Raw genomic sequence first — 18,598 nt, forward strand, 5'->3', positions numbered from 1 at the left:
CAATTCTCATTACACTTTTGGTTTGAAAGGCCGATCAAGCCGCGGTAAAGATTCCGCCAACAGGCTCGGTCACCCCCGTGGCTGTGCCGCAGGCGTGCACGTGCTGAGCCTGTACGGTGCGCCGGACGCAGCCACGCCATGCAAGGCAGCGCCCCCAGCGAGGCCCTGCCCCCAGGCAAGCGCCTGGACTGGCTCAGACTCCCAGATAGGTTTTCCAGAGGCTGCGGTCACCATCCAGCGCCGCAGAACTGCCTTGCCACACGACGCGGCCCCGCTCCAGGATGAAGTGCCGGTCTGCCAGGCGCAACAGCCGGTCCACGTACTTGTCGACCACCAGAATCGTCTGCCCCGCCTCGCGCAACTGCGCCAGGCACTGCCAGATTTCCTCCCGGATCACCGGGGCCAGGCCTTCAGTCGCCTCGTCCAGGATCAACAGACGCGGGTTGGTGGACAACGCACGCCCGATGGCCAGCATCTGCTGCTCGCCACCCGACAGCTGGTTGCCCATGTTCTGAGCCCGTTCCTTGAGCCGGGGAAACATGCGGTAGATGCGCTCCACGGTCCAGCTGTCTCGCTGGCCGTTTCGGTTGTCGGCAAAGGCGACCAGGTGCTCGTGCACCGTCAGGTTGGGAAAGCACTGCCGGCCTTCCGGGACCACGGCGATGCCCAGGCGGGCAATGGCGTCGGGGCGCAAGCCGTTGATGGGCTCGCCGCCAAAGCGGATCGTGCCCTGGCGGGTGAGCAAGTCGCCGATCAGGGTCTTGATGGTGGTGCTCTTGCCCATGCCATTGCGGCCCAGCAGCGTCACCACCTGACCGGTTGCAATCTCCAGGTCGATCCCGAACAGGACCTGGCTGGCGCCGTAGCCAGCCGCCAGGCCGCTGGCACTGAGAAGAGGAATGGGCACACTCATGCTGCGGCCTCCGTGGTTTCTGTGCCGAGGTAGACGGCCTGCACCTGCGGGTGGTTGCGGATGGTCTCCACATCCCCCGAGACCAGCACCTTGCCGTAAACCAGCACGGTGATGCGGTCGGCCAAAGCAAAGACCGCCTTCATGTCGTGTTCGATCAGCAAGATCGCCATGTCCCGGCGCAAGGTGTGGATCAGCTCGGTCATGCGTTCACTGTCCTCGGGGCCCATGCCGGCCATGGGTTCATCCAGCAACAACAGCTTGGGCCTGGCTGCCAGGGCCAGGGCCACATCAAGCTGGCGTTGCGCCCCGTGGGGCAAGGTGCCGGCGATGCGTTGCAGGGCGTGTTCCAGCCCCACGCGTGCCGCCAGCACGCGGGCGGCCTCGCCCAGCGCCTGATCGCGTCGGCGGTCGGCCAAAAAGCGCAGGCTGCTGCCCGATTGGGCCTGCACGGCCAGCATCAGGTTGTCGATCACCGTGGCCTTGGGAAAGATGCTGGTGATCTGGAAGCAACGCGACAAACCTGCCCGGATGCGGGCATCCATGGGCAGTGGCGTGAGATCGGTGCCGTCGAGTTCGATGCGACCTGCATCGGGCTGGTGCAGCCCCGAGATCAGGTTGACGAAGGTCGATTTACCGGCCCCATTGGGCCCGATCAGGGCATGGATCTCACCGGGGCGTACCTCCAGCGACACATGGTCGGTTGCCAGCAGGGCGCCAAAGCGCTTGACGAGTCCGTTGACGACAAACAGGCTCATGCACCTTCTCCCTTGGTCAGCACGGCACCCGCCGGTTCGGCGGGCAGTGGCCGTCTTGGCAGGCGCCAGTGCTCGGCCACGCTGGCCAGACCGCGCGGCGCCACAAACACAATCACGATCAGCAGCAGGCCCAGCGGCAGGTGCCAGTACTCCGTGAACTGCTTGACCAGTTCCTCCAGCCCGATCCAGACCACGGCGCCCACCGGGCCACCCCAGCGCAGGCCCACGCCACCGATCACCACCATGACGATGAGCGTGGCGGACTGGGTCCAGTGCATCACCGACGGGCTGACGAAGGCGTTGTGCGACACCAGCAAGGCCCCCGCCAGGCCCGCCAGGGCACCCGAGAGTGCAAACGCCACCAGCATCAGCTTGAACACCGGGTAGCCCATGGCACGCATGCGTGTCTCGTTGTCGCGCAAGCCCATCAGGGCGTGGCCGAAGCGGGAATGCGTGGCGCGGTTGAGCCCCACCATCACCAGCGCCAGCAAGCCCAGCACCACCCAGTAGAAGGTGGCCTCGTCTGCGCTGTCCAGGCCCAGCCCGAAACTGGGGCGGGCCATCAGGTTGTAACCGTCGTCGCCCCCATAGATGCGCAGCGACAAGGCCACGTAGTACAGCATCTGGGCAAAGGCCAGCGTGCTCATGATCAGGTAGACGCCCCGCGTGCGCAGGGCAATCAAGCCGATCAGTGCCGCCACCAGGCCGGCGACGACCATGGCTGCGGGCCACAGGATCCAGGCCGACTCGACGCCGGCGTCGGACAGGGCCACCAGCGCGTAAGCGCCCACCCCCAGAAAGCCCGCATGGCCCAGCGCGGCCATGCCGCCAAACCCGAGGATGAAATTGAGGCTGGCCGCCGCCAACGCAAAAATCATGGCCCGCCGCACGAAGCTGACATAGAAGTCCAGCCCGAGCGACGACGCCACCAGGGGGAACAGCGCCAGCAACGCGCAAACGACCCAGGGAATCCAACGTTCAAATTTCATGCTCATCACCTCCTCAGCCACGGGCCGGGAACAGGCCGGCGGGCTTGAAAGCCAGCACGCAGGCCATCAGTGCGTAAGTGGCCAGGCCTGCCATCGCAGGCGCCAGGTCAGAGACCAGTGTTGGCGACAAAAAGCTGCGCAGCAGCAGCGGCAGGAAGGCGCGGCCGATGGTGTCGACCATGCCCACCACCATTGCCGCCACGAAGGCACCGCGCACCGAACCGATGCCGCCGATCACCAGCACCACCAGTGAGGGAATGAGGATCTCCTCACCCATGCCCACCTGCACCGCCGTCAGCGGGCCCATGAGCGCCCCCGCCAGCGCGGCCAATGCCGCCCCCAGCAAGAACACCATCGAGAACACCTGCCCGACGCGCACGCCCATGAACTCGGCCATGCGCCGGTTGGACGCCCCGGCCCGCACCAGCATGCCCACCCGGGTGTGATTGACCAGCAGGTAGAGGCCCACGGCCACCAGCACGCCAGCCGCCAGAATGAGCAATCGATAGCTGGGGTACATCAAGCCCGGCAGCAGCTCGATCGGCCCCGACAGCAGGGCCGGCGCCGAGGCCATGATCGGCGCAGCCCCCCAGATGAGCTTGACGGCGTCATCCGCCACCAGGATCACGCCAAAGGTGGCCAACACCTGGGCCAGGTGCTCACGCCCATAGAGGCGGCGCACCAGAAACACCTCCAGCACCAATGCCAGCACCAGCACCACCGCCAGCGCGGCCAGAACGCCGATGACGAACGAACCCGTGCGCCCGTGCACATGGGCCGCCACATAGGCGCCGGCCATGAACAGTGAGCCATGGGCCAGGTTCATCACGTCCATGATGCCGAACACCAGGGTCAAACCTGCGGCCAGCAGGAACAGCATGAAGCCGTAGCCCAGCCCGTTGAGCATCTGCTCGATGAAAAGAATCGTGGTCATGTTCCGCGCCTTCTGCCGTGGGGCTTACTTCATCCTGCACTGCTCGTGGTAGGCATCGCTGTGGCCCTTGAGGACGGTGGTCAGGGTCTTGTTGGTGATCTGCCCCTGCGCGTTCTTGCCGATCACCCGCAGGTAGTAGTCCTGCACCGGGAAGTTGTTGTTGCCGTACTTGAAGGGGCCCCGCACAGATTCAAAGTTGGCGGCCTTCAGGGCTTTGAGCACCGCGGGCTTGTCGTCCACCTTGCCCTTCACATCGCGCACCGCGGCGTCCATGGCCAGGATGGCGTCGTAGGCTTGCGCGGCATAGAAGGTGGGATAGCGGTTGTAGGCTTTGCGGAACTCGCTGACAAACTTCTGGTTGGCGGCGCCGGGCAGGTCGTGCGACCACTGCGAGGTGCTGAACAGCCCCAGCATCGGCTCGCCCACGGCGGCAATGGTGTCTTCATCGGCCGAGGCCGGGCTGGTCACCAGCACCGTGTCCTTGGACAGCCCAGAGGCTACAAACTGCTTGATGAAGTTGATGCCCATGGCCCCCGGCAGAAAGAAGTACACCGCCGCGGGCTTGCTGGCGCGCATCTCGGCCAGTTCGGCGGCGTAGTCGAGCTGCCCCACCTTGCTGTAGACCTCGGCCACGACCTCGCCCTTGTAGCGCCGCTTGAAGCCGGTGAGGTGGTCGCGCCCGGCGGGGTAGTTGGGGGCGATGATGAAGGCGTTCTTGTAGCCCTTGTCCGTGGCGTGCTGGCCGGCGGCCTCGTCCCAGGTGTCGTTCTGGTAGCTCAGGCCGAAGAAGTAGGGGTTGCACTGAGCGCCCGCATACTGGCTCGGGCCCGGGTTGCTGGTGATGAAGGGCACCTTGGCCGCGAACAAGGCCGGGCCGACTGCCAGCGCCACGTTCGAGGGGGTGGGGCCCGTGAAGAAGCTGATCTTGCTCTGCTGGATCAGGCGGTCGACGGCCTGCTTGGCCTGGTCCGGGCTGCCAGCGGTGTCCATCTGGATGAACTCTGCCGGCAAGCCGCCAAGCTTGTTGCCCAGCAACTTGGCCGCGAGGTTGATCCCGTCGCGCGCCTCGGCGCCACCGGTGGCAAACGGCCCCGAGATGTCGAGCGCGACACCGACCTTGATCGCATCTGCCGCGTGGGCTGCGGCCCATTGACTGCAGGCCAGGGCGGCGACGATGGCGAGACGGCTCAGGGGCGAAGCCTTGAAAACAGATTGAGATGGCATGCGGGCTCTCCTGTGGTGCGAAATGAAATCGAAAGGGAAAAAACGCTGACGGGGGTCTCAGTCGATGGGCTGGGTCGCGGCGGGCGCCACCGCCACTTCCACCCGGCCACCCACGACGCGCACCGGGAAGGCGCGCACCGCCTCGGTCACCGGGGCCTTGCAGGGCGCTCCGGTGCGCAGCTCGAAGGTGCCCTGGTGAAGCGGGCATTCCACGCAACCGTCCTCAACCCAGCCGTCGGACAGCTTGGCCGCGCCGTGGGTGCAGAGGTCATACAGCGCGAACAGCTCTTCGCCCTGGCGGAACACCGCGATCGGCAGGCCATCGGCCAGCACGGGCCAGGCCGCGCCGTCGGGAAAGTCATCAGGCTCGCCGACGTCGTGCCAGGCCATGTGGGAGGTGTCTGTGTTCATGGTGGGCTCCTCAGATCGGCGTGGCCAGCAGGGTTTGCACGCGCAGCGTGTCGAACACCACGCGCTTCTTGCGATAGCGCCATTCACCGTCCACCCGCACCAGTTCATCAAGGTAGGTGCCCGCCTGGTAGACGTTGGATTCGCCCGCCTGGCCGGTGATGACGACGACGTAGCTGGACGTGGTGGTGACCACCTCACCGTCGTGGCTGGTGATGACCAGGCCCGAGGTCATGTGGCGGTAGGTGTGACCCTCGTAGATGTTGGCGTGGCGCAGCGACAGCACGCGGTCGCGCAGCATCTTGCGGTTGCGGCAATAGACCACTGGCGCGGGCAGGCCGGCGTCCACGTTTTCCTTCGGAATGATCTCGTAGCGGCAGTCTTCGGTGAAGAACTCGGTCCAGGCCTCAAGTTGAAGGTTGTCCAGTGTGCTGACATAGCGGGCCTGGAGTTCGCTCAGCTCCAGCCAGAGTTGCAGGTTGGCGTTCATGTGCTCAGTACCCCATCAGTTTCTGGTAGCCCATCCAGAAGCGGCGGATGAGGTTCTCGGTGATCAGTGTTTCTTGCTGCTCCGGTGCGTCGCGTGCCATGTCCAGCACGGACAGGGCGTCTGCATCGCGCACCGTGCCGCGCTGGACCAGCTCGGTGGCCTCGGTGTCTTCCATCGAGATGTAGCCCGCCGGGCCCACCAGGTTGGCCTGCAGCAGGCGCAACTCACGCATCTCGGGCGTGTCGTCGGCATAGCCGAAAAAGTGGAACACCAGCTCGAAGTTGTTCGGGCCCTTGGGCAGCAGTTGGCGTGCCACCAGCGTGTTGTGGATCTGCTGCACCACCAACTGCGGAAAGATCGGCTGGATGTGGTTGGTGGTGAGCTCGTCAAACTCTTTGATCTGGCCCAGCAGCTCGGGGTCTTCCAGCCTGAAGCCGTCGTCCATCGAGCGGATGTTCTGCGCGTTGTAGGCTGCGGCGGTGTCGCCGGCCTCCTCCAGCTTGGTCGCGGTGATGATGCTGTGCAGACCGTGCGTGGCGTCCGGGATCGAGCGGGCCTTCATGCCCACCCGGAAGATGTTGAAGGTGGTGTGGAACAGGTGCAGCAGGCTGGCGTGGTAGGGGTCTTTGACGTTCTCGAGGTACAGCTTCCAGTTGCTCTTGGAGTACTGGCGTGTGCAGCCCAGGTACTCGATGGGCTTGTGGAACAGGCGGTCGATCCAGGGCCGCATCTCGGCGCCCAGGTACTCGGGCAGCGGCGGGGTGTCGTCACTGAAGGTGGCGAACATCAGGCCCTTGTAGCTGTCCACGCGCAGCTTGTGCAAGCCATGGCCCTCGGGGCTGAAATCCTTCGGCATGCCGGCCTGGCCCTTCTGGCCACGGCGAAAAGGCACGCCCTGCAGATCGCCCTCGCAGGAGTAGCTCCACTGGTGGTACACGCAGGTGTGCGATGCGGCGCTGCCGCGCTTTTCGCGGCACACCACCGCGCCACGGTGCGCGCAGCGGTTGACCCAGCTGGCCAGGCCGGTGGCCGTGCGCGTGACCACCACGGGGGTGTCGCCCACAAAAGTGCTCTTGAAATCGTTGACCTTGGGGATCTCAGCCTCCAGGCCCAGAAAGCTCCAGACCGGCCCGCGGTAGATGCGCTCCTGTTCACGCTCGTAGACCTCCTGCGAGCTGAACACGCGGTAGGGCACGCGCGAGCCGTCTTGCTGCGGAAAATGCACCGCGCGGCCCAAGGGAGGCGGGGCACTGATGACTTGTTCGGACATGGGGGGCTCCTGTTGAAAGCACTGGTACCCAGTCTAGAAATCCACAGGGCCCGCCGCTATCCACTACCGGCAATGCACCTGAGCGGGCTGTCCGCTTCCGGAATGCCTTGCCTGAATCGGACAGCGCGGCAGCCCCTTGGAGGGGGCGTTGCCCGTACTGGACAGGCACTGCGGGCGAGCCCCGAAGGCGTAAACCGTGAGCACCCGCTGGCCAGAGGACCGTGAGAAGGCAGCGAGAGGACCGAGAGAAGACGGCCCGTCAGTGCCGGCGCAGGCCGGTCTCGCTGGGCAGCTCGCCAAACCGTTCGCGGTAGTAGGCCGAGAAGCGCCCCAGATGCCCAAAGCCATACTCCAGCGCGCAGGTGGTGACGCTGGCGTTGGCATCGCTTTGCAGGTGCGCGCGCACCGCATCGAGGCGCATGGCGCGCAACAACTCCATCGGCGAGGCCCCCCGGTGCCGCTGGCACAGCATGGTGAGGGTTCGAATGCTCACGCCCGAAGCCTGGGCCAGGTCGACCAGCGCCAGCGGGGCCGCCAGGCGACGCCGCATGTAGGCCTCCATGGCGTCCAGCCGCGCATACGCAGACGACTCGCTGATGCTGATTGCCTGGTGGGGCGAACGCGTGACCGCTGAGGTCGATGGGTCGGCGCCCATCCCCGAGTGCGTTCGCAGAAACAAGGCCACATTGCGCTCGAAATGGTCCACCCAGACGCCGTGCGCCTGGCTGCCGTTGGGCAGCGCCGTGGTGTGCACCAGGGACTGGACCAGCGAGCGCCAGGGGCCTTCATGAGGCGTGGACATGAGGGCCGCCGAGGGCAGGTTCAGCTCGCCCGGCGACGAGGCATCGCACTCGCGCAACAGGCTGTGGGGCACCTTCAGGATGAACTGTTCGGAGCCCCGCTCCCACCACATGCGAATGCTCTTGCGGGGCGCGATCAGGGCCGTGCGGCCCTGCGGAATGGACACCCGCACGCCATCAGCCTCGATTTCGGTGCCCCCGCGCAGCGACAGATGCACCAGCGCAAAGTCCTGGAACGGCCGGGGCCGCACCTCCACCTCGGCGCCATAGCGCAGCACGAACATCTCCATGCGCCGCATGCCGGCTTTGTACATGGCGGTGTCCACCGCACCGTGGCGCCAGCGAAGGTCGTGGTCTGACAACTCCCGCGCCACCTGGTCGTGCGAATCCACCTGCGCATCTGAACGAAAGAGGCAGTGCTGGTAGAGGTGGCTGAGATCAAGGGATCCAGCCGGGGGCAGGGGTGCAGACTGGGTTTGCATCGCGGGCATGGACCGTGGCAGGAACGCCAACATGGGTCGGGTTGATCTGAATCAAATCGCAAGATGCATGCCACTGCTAAGCCACGGCACCTCCGGCATGGGTTTTCCAGCCAGGGGCCGGCGGGTGCGCTGCGGAGCAACGGGCTGCCGACGGTGGTGCTTTGGCTGTAGGAGCGGGTGTTGAAGTGGGTGGATGCCTTGCCTGATTGGGGGCCTTGCTGCGCGAAAGCGGTGCAGGTGGCGTGTCCGGTGGTTCAGCATGCACCAAATGGTGCTCGTGCAAGCGATCGAGCGGGATCAGGCCCACACTGCCACCAACCGGGGCCGAGCACCTCGAAAGTGCGTTGATGCGCGATCACGGTTGACCGACACCTGACTCAGCGCCGCCCCCGGCCAACCGGCCCCCAGCAGCATTGGCCCGCGCTGAACCTGGCGCCGCGACAGCCTCCAGCGACAAGGCCCCTGTGCCCGGCGCGATGCGCGCTTCGGCAGGTCAAGCTAGGAAAAGTGGACCTAGGCATAGCACACCCGCGACAAGTTCAGGTATTTGATCCTGGCCAATTGAGAGGGACTCGAGGTGTGTGGCGACACCTTGTCACCCCCTCCAACTCCATGGTGGCGCCGGGGCAAGACATGGGCGTCTTGGGTGGGCCTGGTTGGCCACTCGCTGATGACTGGGCCGGGTTGTTGAGCATCGCAGCGTGGTCAGGACCTGGTCAGTGAGCGACAGCTAAGGTCGTCATGACAGAAGTCGGCCCCTCACCGAAGCCGTGCAATCCGGCATCGCTGGATCTGGCACCTGACGCGGAAGAAGTGATGGGCGACCGCAAGTGACTCGAGACTTTCAAAAGGAGCTGCCATGAAAGCACTGCATTACAGCCTGACGCTCACACTGCCCCTGCTGGCCTGCGCCATCCAGCCTGCCCCGGCCCAGCCAGCGCCCCAAGCCGTGCGCGTGCAGTACCGGGCCGAGCACCCAGCCTATCTACACGCGCTGAGCGACCTGCGCGGCGCGCGATGGTTGCTTTCGCACCGACCGGGCGACTTGCGGGTGACCGTGGACGAAGAGGCTGCGGTTGATCGCATCAATGAAGGCATCAGCGAAATCAAGCGTGCGGCCTTCGATGACGGCAAGAACCTGGACGACCATCCACCCGTTGACCAGCACCTGGATGGTCGTGGGCGACTGAACCGGGCCATGGAGCTGCTGCGCAAGGCGCGCAATGACATCGCCCGTGAAGAAGACTATGCCGATGTCCGTGGCCTGCGTGATCGCGCGATCCACCACATCGACGAGGCCATCCATGCCACCGATCTGGCCCTGCGCGACGCCAGCCGCAGCCTGTAGAAAGACAGCGCAGCGCCCCGAAGCGAACCAGGTTCAGGTTAGCGACGCTGCCCCACTTCTGGCTTTCCCCCCAACAGACCGCCATTGATCCATGCAAACACAGCCCCCCACCTCGGAAGCCCGCCGCCGCCTGATGCAATGGATGGGCGCCTTCGCCACCACAGAATTGCTGGGCGCTTGCGGGGGTGGCGGCGGTGGCGGCGGAAATCCGGCGCCTTCGCCCGCCCCTCCGCCGGCCGTGGCTCCGGGCACACCGGTGGTGAGCGCCACCGGCAGCCTGGGTGGAGCAACAGGTGCCACCCTGTCGAGCCGGTTTGCGGGTCTGAGCTATGAAAAGACCCGCCTGGCGATCCCCTTGTTCTCGGCCGGCAATACGGCGCTCATCCGACTGCTGCAACGCTTGGGGCCGGGGGTTCTGCGCATCGGTGCCACCGGCGTCGACCTGAGCAGCTGGAATGGACTGGTGCCCGGCCTGACCCCGATCACGCCAGCACAAATCGACGCCTTTGCGGCCTGCATGCAAGCCGCGGGCTGGCAGGTGATCTATGGCATCAACATGGCCAACAACACCCCCGCCAATGCGGCGGCTGAGGCCAGCCATGTGGCGTCACGCCTGGGCAGTGCCTTGCTGGCCTGGGAGATCGGCAACGAACCCGACCTGTACCACAGCAATGGCGACCGGCCCAGCACATGGAGCTATGCCGACTATCTGAGCGAGTGGCGTGCGCTGCGCTCTGCAGTTGCGGCTGCCGTTCCCGGCGTGCCGTTCTCAGGCCCCGCGGCCGCCTACGACACGGCGCGCTTCACGGTCCCCTTTGCGCGCGACGCCGGGGCCGGTGTGCCGCTTCTGACCCAACACTACTACCGCGCCAACGGCCAGGACACCAGTTCCACTCTGGACCTGCTGCTGTCAGCCGATGCGGCATTGCCCGGCCGCCTGCAAAGCCTGGTTGCCGCCGCACGCACTGCGGGCATGGCCAACGGCCTGCGTCTCGCTGAATGCAACAGCTTCTACAACGGCGGGGCGCCCAACGTCAGCAATGCATTCGGCACCGCCTTGTGGGTGTTGGATTTTCTGTTCACCTGTGCGGTCAACGGCTGCACCGGCGTGAACCTGCACGGTGGGGGCAACGGCAGCGGCTACACCCCTATCGCCGACAGCAACGGCATCATTGTTGCTGCCCGACCCGAATACCACGGCATGCTGATGTTCAGCCTGGCAGCCGCCGGCATGGCACGGGCTGGCGTGCTCAATCTTGCGAGCGACTTCAACGCCAGCCTGTGGGGTGTGCAACGAAGCGATGGTGGGATCAACCTCTTGGTGCTGAACAAAGACCGCAACCGAGCGCTGCAGGCAACGGTGAGCACGGGGCTGGGCGCCTCGGCACCCGCATCATTCGACCCCCTCTGGTTGACGGGAACCTCCATGGATGCCCCCACCGGCCAGATGCTGGGCGGCAGCACGGTCGCCCCCGATGGCAGTTGGCAGGCGCAAGGCATGGCCGCGGTACCGACCCGTGACGGCAGCGTGAGCGTGCTCCTGCCGCCGGCCACTGCGGTGCTGTTGCGCTCGCTCTAGGTGCTCGAGGCCACCGCGGGCACCAAGCACCCTGCCCTGCCGCGCGCCAACGGGAAATGGGTGGCTGCACCTGCGAATCACTGGACCTGCCCCCTGTAACCGGCTCTGCGTCAAAGGCAAGATCACTCCGGTTTGAAACCTGCCGCCTTCAGCAGCTCGCTGCCCTGCGTCACCTCCGACACGATAAAGCGCTGGAACTGCTCCGTGGTTTCGGTGACAGGCTCGATGCCCAATGCGCTGAGCCCGCCTGCGCGGGCGATGTCAACCACCGCGGCATTGATCGCCTTGTTCAAGGCCAAGACCCGCTCAGGCGGGGTGCCACGGGGCGCCCAGACGCCGTACCAGGAGGCATAGGCATACCGGCCCAGCCCGCTTTCGGCCATGGTGGGCACCTCGGGGGCCAGCGCGCTGCGCTTGACCGAGGTGACCGCAATGGGCCGCACCTTGCCCGACTTGGCCAGGGGCAGCAGCGAGATCATGGAGTCGAGCAGCAGGTTCACATGCCCACCGGCCACATCCACCAGGGCCGGTTGCGTGCCCTTGTAGGCCACATAGGTGAAATTGACCTGCCCCATGCGCGCCAGCAGCAACGTTGCCAGATGACTGGGGGCACCCGATGCTGGGATGGCGGCGGTCCACCCCTCCGGCTTGGTGCGTGCGGCCGCCAGCACGTCTGACAGTTTTCTGGCTTCCTGATCAGGGGCGATCACCAGCATCAGGGGGGCTTCGCCGACGCGGGCAATCGGCGCGAAGTCGGTCTGGGGGTCGTAGGGCGGGTTTTTCAGGACCTGGCGCGCGTAGATGTGGGTGGCGGCCGAAAACAGCAGGGTATAGCCATCGGCGGGCGAGGTCTGGACGTACTTGCCCCCCAGGGTGCCACTGGCGCCGGCGCGGTTCTCGACGATCACCGGCAAGCCCAGCTGCTTGCCCAGTTGGTGGGCCAGCAGGCGGGCTGCAGAATCCACACCGCCACCGGCGGCAAACGGCACGACGATGCGCAACATGCGGTCGGGCTCGGGAAAGGTGGCCGCCTGGGCCAGGATCGGGCTGGCCAGGCCCGCCAAGGCGCCCAGCATCTGTCTTCTCGATGTCTTCATTCTTGTCTCCAGGGTTGTCACGCTATCAGGTCAAACCGGTTGTTCACACCGGTCTAGGCCGGCTGCGGCGCCGGGCCATCACGTCGAGGGTGCTTTCGAGCACGTCCCGGCTCAGGCCTCGGGTGATGAACACCAAGCGGGTACGGTGGTCTTCGGAAGGCCAGGCCGGCAGGGTTTCGGGGGGGTGAAACAGGTGCTGCACGGCATGGACCACCATCGGTGTATCAGGCGACTGCGCGATCTGAACCAGGCCCTTAAAGCGCAACAGCTTCTCGCCCTGCGACGCCACCACCAGATCCAGCCACTGGGCAAAGCCCTCCAGGTCCAGCGGCTCATGGCGTACCAGCACAAAGCTCTGCACATCCGCGAGGTGGCTCGGCAGCTCGTCTGGCGCCCCTACCGGGTGGTAGAAATGAACCTGCTCTGATGAGGCCGGATCGGGCCTGGGCGACAACAGGCGCTGGCGCAAGATCTCCAGCAAGGGGCCCAGGTCCGCGCGGCCAGCCTGGCGCACGCGCGCCGCCGGATTGAGTTGGGCCAGGCATTGCAGCAAAGGCCCGGTGGCCCCGGGATCGGCCAGCAGGTCGAGCTTGGTGAGCCACACCTCATCGGCAGCCGCCAACTGGGCCAGGGCCTCGGGATGCCGCTCCAGGCTTTGGAGCCCCAGCACGGCATCGACGGTGCAAAGCACGGTGCCCAATCGGTAGCGCTGCGACAGCAAGGGGTCCAGCATCAGGGTGCGCAAAATGGGCCCGGGCTCCGCCAGGCCACTGGTTTCGATCACCACCCGCTGGATCGCCTGGCCGGGGCGGTCCAGCAAGGTGCCGAGCGCTTTCACCAGGTCGCCCCGCACGGCACAGCAGAGGCAGCCATTGGGCAGCAACACCACATCGTCGGCCGAGGCGGCTGTGAGCAGCTCGTGGTCCAGGCCCGTCTCACCGAACTCGTTGACGATGACCGCGGTTCCCGCCAGGTCGGCAGACGACAGCAGCCGGTTCAGCAGCGTGGTCTTGCCGCTGCCCAGGAAGCCCGTGAGCACGCTGACCGGCACCCGGGGCCCCGAAGGCTGAGGCTGTGCTTGGGCCTGCAACAGGGCCGAGAAATGACCGCTCATGCTCCGGCCCCCCCGCCATGCAGCGCCTTGAACGAGGTCAGCGTCTTTTCGACACGGGGCAGCACCCAGTCGCACACCGGCGCGGGCAGTTCGCCCTCGCTGGCTTGCTGCAGCAGCACCAGCAGCGGTGAAGGCGGCCAACCTGCCGCCTGCTGGCTGCGGAAGTACGCAGCCACCGCGGGCAAATCGCTGCGCAGCGCGGCATCTTCGAGGTAGTCGACGATGTCGAGCTCGAAATCCTCCAGGCGCAGGCTGATGCCCCCCGCCCCGCAGCCACAGGACATCCCCAAGGCCACGTGACGGATCGACAGCTCGCTCCACAGGCTGACCAGCCTGGCCGCCTGCATGAGCTGCTCTTCGGCCATGGCGAGGCTCACTGGCCGGCCCAGGCCACGGGGTCGCTGGTCGCCAGCTGGCCGGCAGGCTGCGCGCGCAAGGCACGGGTGGCCTCGGCATCGACCTGGCCATGCGCATCCAGCGCCACCCGGTAGACCTGTCGTGCCACTTCGGCGCTCACATAGCCCTCGCGCACGTCCTCGGCCACGCTTTCCAGATCGCGATCCAGGGGGTTGCCGAAGCCGCCACCACCGCCCGACAACATCTTGTAGGCGTCGCCACGTTCGAGGCGCACGTTGAAGATCTTGGCGTTAGGGTGGTCGGTCTTCCACTCGCCCTTGTGGCGCACGGCCAGCCCGTTGCCCATGGCGTCGCCGCCACCGTCCAGCCCCCAGGGCTTGCAATGCACGCGGTCGATCCGGGTAGTGACGGTGAAGGGCGACAGCGCCTGCACCACCATCTCGGCCCCCAGGCCCCCCCGGTACTGGCCGGCACCGGCGGAGTCGCGGCGGATCTCATACTTCTCGACCAGCACCGGGTACTTGGCCTCCAGCTGCTCGGTGGGGCTGTTGTGGGTGTCGCCGTCGTTGATGCAGACGGTGACGGACACGCCGTCTTCCTTGCTCTTGGCGCCCCAGCCGCCACCCAGCGGGCCGATACCCACAATGAACAGGCGGCCATCTTCGGGGCTGATGCCATGGATGTTGGGGAACACCAGGTCGGCGTGGTGGCCGGCAATCGAGCGGTCCGGGATGGCCGGGGCCAGCGCCTTGAAGATGGTGTCGATCACCGTCATCGGGAAGGTCATCCAGACCCGCATCGGATACGGGCGCTCCGCGCTGATGACGGTGCCCATCGGCATGATGACCTTGAGCGGACGGAACGAGCCATCGTTCACCGGGTAATCGGTGGGCGTGGTCAGGCACTTGTAGGCCACCTGGGCACAGGCGATGCCGGTGGTGAAGCCCGAGTTGTAGAAGCCGCGCACCTGCTTGCTGACGTCCGACAGGTCCACCGTCATCTCGTCGCCCGACACCGTCACCTTGACTCGGATCGGAATGCGCTTGCCGATCTCCAGGCCATCGTCGTCCATGAAGGACTCGGCCTCGTAGACACCATCGGGGATCGACAAGGTGTTCTGGCGTGCCACGGCCTCGCTGGAATCCATGATCTGGGCAATCGCACCGTTCACGGCGTTGGCGCCATAACGTTGCAACAGCTCCACATAGCGGCGCTCGCCCGTGGTGATGGCCGTGATCTGGGCTCGCAGGTCCCCCAATGCCCGCTCAGCCAGGCGCACGTTCATGGCGATGATGTCCACCAGGTCCTGGTTGACCACGCCTTCGCGCTGGTACTTCATGATGGGGATCTGGATCCCCTCACTGAAGATATCGGTGGTCACATTGCCCAGCGTGCCGCCCACATCCAGCCAATGCGCCATGCAGCAAGTGAAGCCCTCCAGCCTGCCCTCGTGGAACACCGGCATGGTGAACGTGAAGTGGTTCAGGTGACTGCCCGTGGTGTAGGCGTCGTTGGTCACCAGGATGTCGCCCGGTCGGATGTTCTCGTAGCCGAAGTGGCGGATCTTCGCCTTCACGGTCTCGGACATTCCGCGGATGAACATCGGCAACCCCAGCCCGATCGAGACGGTATCGCCCTCCTTGGTGAACAGGCCGACCGTGAAATCCAGCGCCTCGTAGATGATGAGGTTGTAGGCGGTGCGGGTCAGGTTGGTCTTCATCTCTTCCGTCACGGCATACAGGCCGTTGCGGATGATTTCGACGGTGACCGGGTCCACGGTCTTGAGCTCAGCTGTGGTGTTCATGTCCGATCACTCCCAATCTCGATTTGCAGGTTTCCAAGTTCGTCGACGCGCAGCGCGTCGCCCGGCTGCACCACGGTGGTGGAGGCGTGCTCCTCGATCAGGGCTGGGCCCACGATCTCGTTGCCTGCCAGCAGGCGATCGCGCAGGTACACCGGCGTGTCGGCCCAACCCGAAGACCGGAAGTACACCGGCTTGGTGGCCCGCACCGCCGCGGGCTCGGGCCGCGCCGTGCCTTGCGCCACGCTGTGCTTGGGCGGCTTCTTCATCGTGCCCAGCACGGTCACGCGCAGGCTCACCAGGTCGGCTGGCTCCTGAGGGGCCGAGGTGCCGTAGCGCACCTGGTGGAGCTGATCGAACTGCTGCTTGATGGCCGCGCGATCCTTGCCTTCGAAAAAGGCCAGCGGCAGGTCCACCGTCACGGCATGCTCCTGACCCACATAGCGCATGTCGGCAGCGCGTTCGATCACCACGCCATCGGCTTGCACCCCGGACTGGGCCAGCGCGGCACGCCCTTCGTCCTCCATCTTCTGGTAGGCCGCCTCGATCTCGTCGAAAGAGACATCGTTGAGCTTGCGGAACACCGAGCGCACATAGTCGTAGCGCAGGTCAGAGAACAACATGCCGTAGGCCGAGAAATAGCCCGGGGCGTATGGGATCAGCACCTTGCGGATGCCGATCTCGCGGGCAATCGCCGAGGCGTGCAAGGGGCCCGCGCCGCCGTAGACCACCATGGTGAAGCTGCCCGCATCCAGGCCGCGCTCGGTCGTCACGGCCTTCACGGCATGCGACATCTGGGTCACGGCGATCTGCAGAATGCCGTCGGCGGCCTTGGTCGCATCCAGCCCCAGGGGCTTGGCAATGCGCTCGCGCATCTGGCGCTGGCAGCCTTCCAGGTCGAGCTTGAGTTCGCCACCGAGGAAGTTGTCCGCGTCGAGGCGGCCCAGCACCAGATTGGCGTCGGTCACCGTGGGCTCGGTGCCCCCACGGCCATAGGCCACGGGGCCGGGAATCGACCCTGCGCTTTGCGGGCCCACCCGCAGGGCGTTGCCGGTTTCGACACGGGCAATCGAGCCGCCACCGGTGCCCACCTCATGGATGTCCATCATCGGGATCTGGATTGGCAGCGCGCGTTCGTAGCCACCGATCAAGGCCGAGCCCGTGGTCAGAGGGCGGCCTTCGCTGATGACCCCGGCCTTGGCCGTGGTGCCGCCCATGTCGAAGGCGATGGCGTCGCCCATGCCCAACTGTGCGCAGATGGCCTGGGCACCGATCACCCCGGCGGCCGGCCCCGATTCGAGCATGCGCACACAGCCCACCTTGGCGTGCTCCACCGGGAACAGGCCGCCGGTGGATTGCACGATGTAGAAATCGCCCTTGAAGCCTTGCTCGCCCAGGTGGCTTTCAAGCTGGCCCAGGTACTCGGACACGCGGGGGCCGACATAGGCATTGGCCACGGCGGTCGAGACGCGCTCGAACTCGCGGTACTCCTGACTCAGCTCGTGCGAGGCACAGACAAAGGCGCCCGGCAGCTCCTCTTGCAGGATCTGCTTCACGCGCTGCTCATGGGCCGGGTTGCGGTAGCTGTGCAGCAAGAGCACGGCCACCGCCTCGATGCCTTCACCCTGGAGGTCGCGCGCCAGTTCACGCACGGCGGCCTCGTCCAGCGGCTTGTGGGTGCTGCCATCGGCGCGCAGGCGCTCGGCCACCTCGAAGCGCAGCGAGCGCTTGACCAGAGGCTGGTGCTTGTTGAAGAACAGGTTGTAGGCATCCGGGCGGTTGACGCGCCCGATCTCGTAGATGTCGCGGAAGCCCTCGGTGATCAGCAGCGCCGTCTTGGCGCCGTTGCGCTCCAGCAAGGTGTTGATGGCGATGGTGGAACCATGCAGAAACAGGTGGCCATCGCGCCAGTCGATCTTGGCGCTGTCGATCGTGGCCTGGATGCCGGTGACCAGCTCGCCGTGGGTGGACAAGGCCTTGCCAAACAGGAGGCGGCCACTGGCTTCGTCAAAGGCCGCCATGTCGGTGAAGGTGCCACCGATGTCGACGGCAATGCGCAATTGGGGTTTTTGGGTCATGGGGTCTCCAGTTCAGCGGGCAGAGCGGTCTGTGCCAATGCGGTTGCGCAGCACGCCGAGACCGGTGATCTCCACCTCGACCACATCGCCCTCCTTCATGTAGAGCGGGGGTTCGCGCCGATCCCCCACCCCGCCCGGCGTGCCGGTGGCGATCACGTCCCCCGGCGACAGCGGCGTGAAGCGCGAGATGTAGGCCACGATGGTGGGGATGTCGAAAATCAGATCGGCCAGGCTGGCGTGCTGCACCACCTGCCCGTTGAGACGGGTCTGCAGGGTGAGCTGGGTCACGTCGGGCACTTCGTCGCGCGTCAGCAGGAATGGGCCCAGCGGGCCGGTGCCCGGAAAGTTCTTGCCCGGCGTGAATTGGTGGGTGTGGCGCTGCCAGTCGCGCACGCTCACGTCGTTGAAGCAGGTGTAGCCGGCGATGTGGTCGAACGCGTCTGCTGCAGCGATGTGGCGACCGCCCTTGCCGATCACGAAGGCCAGCTCGCCCTCCCAGTCAAAGCGCTCCGAGAACTCGGGGCGCAGCACCTCGTCGCCGTGGGCTGCCAGGGAGTCGGCAAAGCGCAGGAACAGAGAGGGGTGCTCGCTGTCGGGGCGCTTGGTCTCTGCGACGTGGGTCTTGTAATTGAGGCCAACGCAGATGACCTTGCCCGGTGCCGGGATCACGGCTTGCGCCTGGACCTGGGCCGGCGCTACACGCTGGCCACCCTTCTGAACATCCGCCTGCAGGTCAGCCAAGGCGTTGGCTGCCAGCACGGCCTTCAGATCCGGGTAGCGGGCCAGAAAGCCGGCCGAAGGGGCCACATAGGCCTCGCCTTGAACCAGGCCATACAGGGCCTGGCCGTCTTGAATAAAGCTCACGAGTTTCACGGGGTCTCCTTGCGGTACATCGATGACGGCAGACTGTAGGTTTCACCGTGAAATCCAGATAGATGCAATTTATGTCTTTCAGATAT

At 65.8% G+C, this 18,598-nt stretch carries 17 protein-coding genes; 2 read left to right on the forward strand and 15 right to left on the reverse strand.

Going from position 1 to position 18,598, the window contains the following annotated elements; genetic code table 11:
• Positions 1 to 193: 193 nt before the first annotated feature.
• The 9 genes from F624_RS0126605 to F624_RS0126645 all read right to left on the reverse strand — a co-directional run bounded on the left by F624_RS0126605 (position 194) and on the right by F624_RS0126645 (position 8,175).
• Positions 194 to 913 carry an ABC transporter ATP-binding protein gene (locus tag F624_RS0126605; protein ID WP_019577435.1) on the reverse strand — a complete coding sequence of 240 codons (720 nt, stop codon included), beginning with the start codon at positions 911 to 913 and terminating at the stop codon, positions 194 to 196.
• On the reverse strand, positions 910 to 1,668 hold the full coding sequence (locus tag F624_RS0126610) for an ABC transporter ATP-binding protein (RefSeq protein WP_019577436.1): 759 nt from the start codon (positions 1,666 to 1,668) through the stop codon (positions 910 to 912). Before F624_RS0126610 ends, F624_RS0126605 begins: the two co-directional genes overlap by 4 nt.
• A complete protein-coding gene (locus F624_RS0126615) occupies positions 1,665 to 2,657 on the reverse strand; it encodes a branched-chain amino acid ABC transporter permease (RefSeq protein WP_031256395.1) in 993 nt (330 codons plus the stop codon). Before F624_RS0126615 ends, F624_RS0126610 begins: the two co-directional genes overlap by 4 nt.
• 13 nt (positions 2,658 to 2,670) lie before the next feature.
• The gene (locus F624_RS0126620; RefSeq protein ID WP_019577438.1) at positions 2,671 to 3,591 is read right to left on the reverse strand and encodes a branched-chain amino acid ABC transporter permease; all 921 of its coding nucleotides are present in this window, start codon (positions 3,589 to 3,591) and stop codon (positions 2,671 to 2,673) included.
• 24 nt (positions 3,592 to 3,615) lie between these two features.
• Entirely contained in the window at positions 3,616 to 4,815 is a 1,200-nt protein-coding gene (locus tag F624_RS0126625) for an ABC transporter substrate-binding protein (RefSeq protein WP_019577439.1), read from the reverse strand.
• Between the two features lie 57 nt (positions 4,816 to 4,872).
• Complete coding sequence (gene andAb, locus F624_RS0126630; RefSeq protein ID WP_019577440.1) at positions 4,873 to 5,226, reverse strand: anthranilate 1,2-dioxygenase ferredoxin subunit AndAb; 354 nt, start codon at positions 5,224 to 5,226, stop codon at positions 4,873 to 4,875.
• Between the two features lie 10 nt (positions 5,227 to 5,236).
• Positions 5,237 to 5,713: an anthranilate 1,2-dioxygenase small subunit AndAd gene (gene andAd / locus F624_RS0126635; protein WP_019577441.1), complete on the reverse strand. Its 477-nt coding sequence runs from the start codon at positions 5,711 to 5,713 to the stop codon at positions 5,237 to 5,239.
• A 4-nt stretch (positions 5,714 to 5,717) separates the two neighbouring features.
• Positions 5,718 to 6,983, reverse strand: a complete 1,266-nt coding sequence (gene andAc, locus F624_RS0126640; RefSeq protein ID WP_019577442.1) for an anthranilate 1,2-dioxygenase large subunit AndAc — start codon at positions 6,981 to 6,983, stop codon at positions 5,718 to 5,720.
• A gap of 259 nt (positions 6,984 to 7,242) precedes the next feature.
• Positions 7,243 to 8,175: an AraC family transcriptional regulator gene (locus tag F624_RS0126645; protein ID WP_245573747.1), complete on the reverse strand. Its 933-nt coding sequence runs from the start codon at positions 8,173 to 8,175 to the stop codon at positions 7,243 to 7,245.
• A gap of 949 nt (positions 8,176 to 9,124) precedes the next feature.
• On the opposite strand from F624_RS0126645, the gene F624_RS0126650 reads away from it, so the two are divergent.
• Complete coding sequence (locus F624_RS0126650) at positions 9,125 to 9,613, forward strand: hypothetical protein (protein ID WP_019577444.1); 489 nt, start codon at positions 9,125 to 9,127, stop codon at positions 9,611 to 9,613.
• Positions 9,614 to 9,704: 91 nt separating this feature from the next.
• Complete coding sequence (locus tag F624_RS0126655; RefSeq protein WP_019577445.1) at positions 9,705 to 11,192, forward strand: glycoside hydrolase 5 family protein; 1,488 nt, start codon at positions 9,705 to 9,707, stop codon at positions 11,190 to 11,192.
• A 122-nt stretch (positions 11,193 to 11,314) separates the two neighbouring features.
• Here F624_RS0126655 and F624_RS0126660 read toward each other — a convergent pair whose 3' ends face one another.
• Genes F624_RS0126660 through F624_RS0126685 form a run of 6 tightly spaced genes read right to left on the reverse strand, consistent with a single transcriptional unit; the run spans position 11,315 to position 18,512 of the window.
• Entirely contained in the window at positions 11,315 to 12,289 is a 975-nt protein-coding gene (locus F624_RS0126660; RefSeq protein WP_031256401.1) for a Bug family tripartite tricarboxylate transporter substrate binding protein, read from the reverse strand.
• Between the two features lie 43 nt (positions 12,290 to 12,332).
• The gene (locus F624_RS0126665) at positions 12,333 to 13,403 is read right to left on the reverse strand and encodes a CobW family GTP-binding protein (protein WP_019577447.1); all 1,071 of its coding nucleotides are present in this window, start codon (positions 13,401 to 13,403) and stop codon (positions 12,333 to 12,335) included.
• Positions 13,400 to 13,768 carry a hypothetical protein gene (locus F624_RS0126670; RefSeq protein WP_019577448.1) on the reverse strand — a complete coding sequence of 123 codons (369 nt, stop codon included), beginning with the start codon at positions 13,766 to 13,768 and terminating at the stop codon, positions 13,400 to 13,402. The genes F624_RS0126665 and F624_RS0126670 overlap by 4 nt, the downstream gene beginning before the upstream one ends.
• A gap of 8 nt (positions 13,769 to 13,776) precedes the next feature.
• Positions 13,777 to 15,564: a hydantoinase B/oxoprolinase family protein gene (locus F624_RS0126675; protein WP_019577449.1), complete on the reverse strand. Its 1,788-nt coding sequence runs from the start codon at positions 15,562 to 15,564 to the stop codon at positions 13,777 to 13,779.
• A complete protein-coding gene (locus F624_RS0126680) occupies positions 15,561 to 17,639 on the reverse strand; it encodes a hydantoinase/oxoprolinase family protein (protein WP_019577450.1) in 2,079 nt (692 codons plus the stop codon). The genes F624_RS0126675 and F624_RS0126680 overlap by 4 nt, the downstream gene beginning before the upstream one ends.
• A gap of 12 nt (positions 17,640 to 17,651) precedes the next feature.
• The gene (locus F624_RS0126685; protein WP_031256403.1) at positions 17,652 to 18,512 is read right to left on the reverse strand and encodes a fumarylacetoacetate hydrolase family protein; all 861 of its coding nucleotides are present in this window, start codon (positions 18,510 to 18,512) and stop codon (positions 17,652 to 17,654) included.
• Positions 18,513 to 18,598 lie beyond the last annotated feature (86 nt).

This window comes from Curvibacter lanceolatus ATCC 14669, assembly GCF_000381265.1.
Lineage (GTDB): Bacteria > Pseudomonadota > Gammaproteobacteria > Burkholderiales > Burkholderiaceae_C > Curvibacter > Curvibacter lanceolatus.

What these genes read in the sequence shown, in the direction of transcription:
- F624_RS0126615 (WP_031256395.1), bottom strand. Translation starts at nt 2,657, where the DNA reads ATGAAATTTGAACGTTGGATTCCCTGGGTCGTTTGCGCGTTGCTGGCG.
- andAc (WP_019577442.1), bottom strand. Translation starts at nt 6,983, where the DNA reads ATGTCCGAACAAGTCATCAGTGCCCCGCCTCCCTTGGGCCGCGCGGTG.
- F624_RS0126605 (WP_019577435.1), bottom strand. Translation starts at nt 913, where the DNA reads ATGAGTGTGCCCATTCCTCTTCTCAGTGCCAGCGGCCTGGCGGCTGGC.
- F624_RS0126680 (WP_019577450.1), bottom strand. Translation starts at nt 17,639, where the DNA reads ATGACCCAAAAACCCCAATTGCGCATTGCCGTCGACATCGGTGGCACC.
- F624_RS0126650 (WP_019577444.1), top strand. Translation starts at nt 9,125, where the DNA reads ATGAAAGCACTGCATTACAGCCTGACGCTCACACTGCCCCTGCTGGCC.
- F624_RS0126655 (WP_019577445.1), top strand. Translation starts at nt 9,705, where the DNA reads ATGCAAACACAGCCCCCCACCTCGGAAGCCCGCCGCCGCCTGATGCAA.
- F624_RS0126675 (WP_019577449.1), bottom strand. Translation starts at nt 15,564, where the DNA reads ATGAACACCACAGCTGAGCTCAAGACCGTGGACCCGGTCACCGTCGAA.
- andAb (WP_019577440.1), bottom strand. Translation starts at nt 5,226, where the DNA reads ATGAACACAGACACCTCCCACATGGCCTGGCACGACGTCGGCGAGCCT.
- F624_RS0126665 (WP_019577447.1), bottom strand. Translation starts at nt 13,403, where the DNA reads ATGAGCGGTCATTTCTCGGCCCTGTTGCAGGCCCAAGCACAGCCTCAG.
- andAd (WP_019577441.1), bottom strand. Translation starts at nt 5,713, where the DNA reads ATGAACGCCAACCTGCAACTCTGGCTGGAGCTGAGCGAACTCCAGGCC.
- F624_RS0126610 (WP_019577436.1), bottom strand. Translation starts at nt 1,668, where the DNA reads ATGAGCCTGTTTGTCGTCAACGGACTCGTCAAGCGCTTTGGCGCCCTG.
- F624_RS0126625 (WP_019577439.1), bottom strand. Translation starts at nt 4,815, where the DNA reads ATGCCATCTCAATCTGTTTTCAAGGCTTCGCCCCTGAGCCGTCTCGCC.
- F624_RS0126670 (WP_019577448.1), bottom strand. Translation starts at nt 13,768, where the DNA reads ATGGCCGAAGAGCAGCTCATGCAGGCGGCCAGGCTGGTCAGCCTGTGG.
- F624_RS0126620 (WP_019577438.1), bottom strand. Translation starts at nt 3,591, where the DNA reads ATGACCACGATTCTTTTCATCGAGCAGATGCTCAACGGGCTGGGCTAC.
- F624_RS0126660 (WP_031256401.1), bottom strand. Translation starts at nt 12,289, where the DNA reads ATGAAGACATCGAGAAGACAGATGCTGGGCGCCTTGGCGGGCCTGGCC.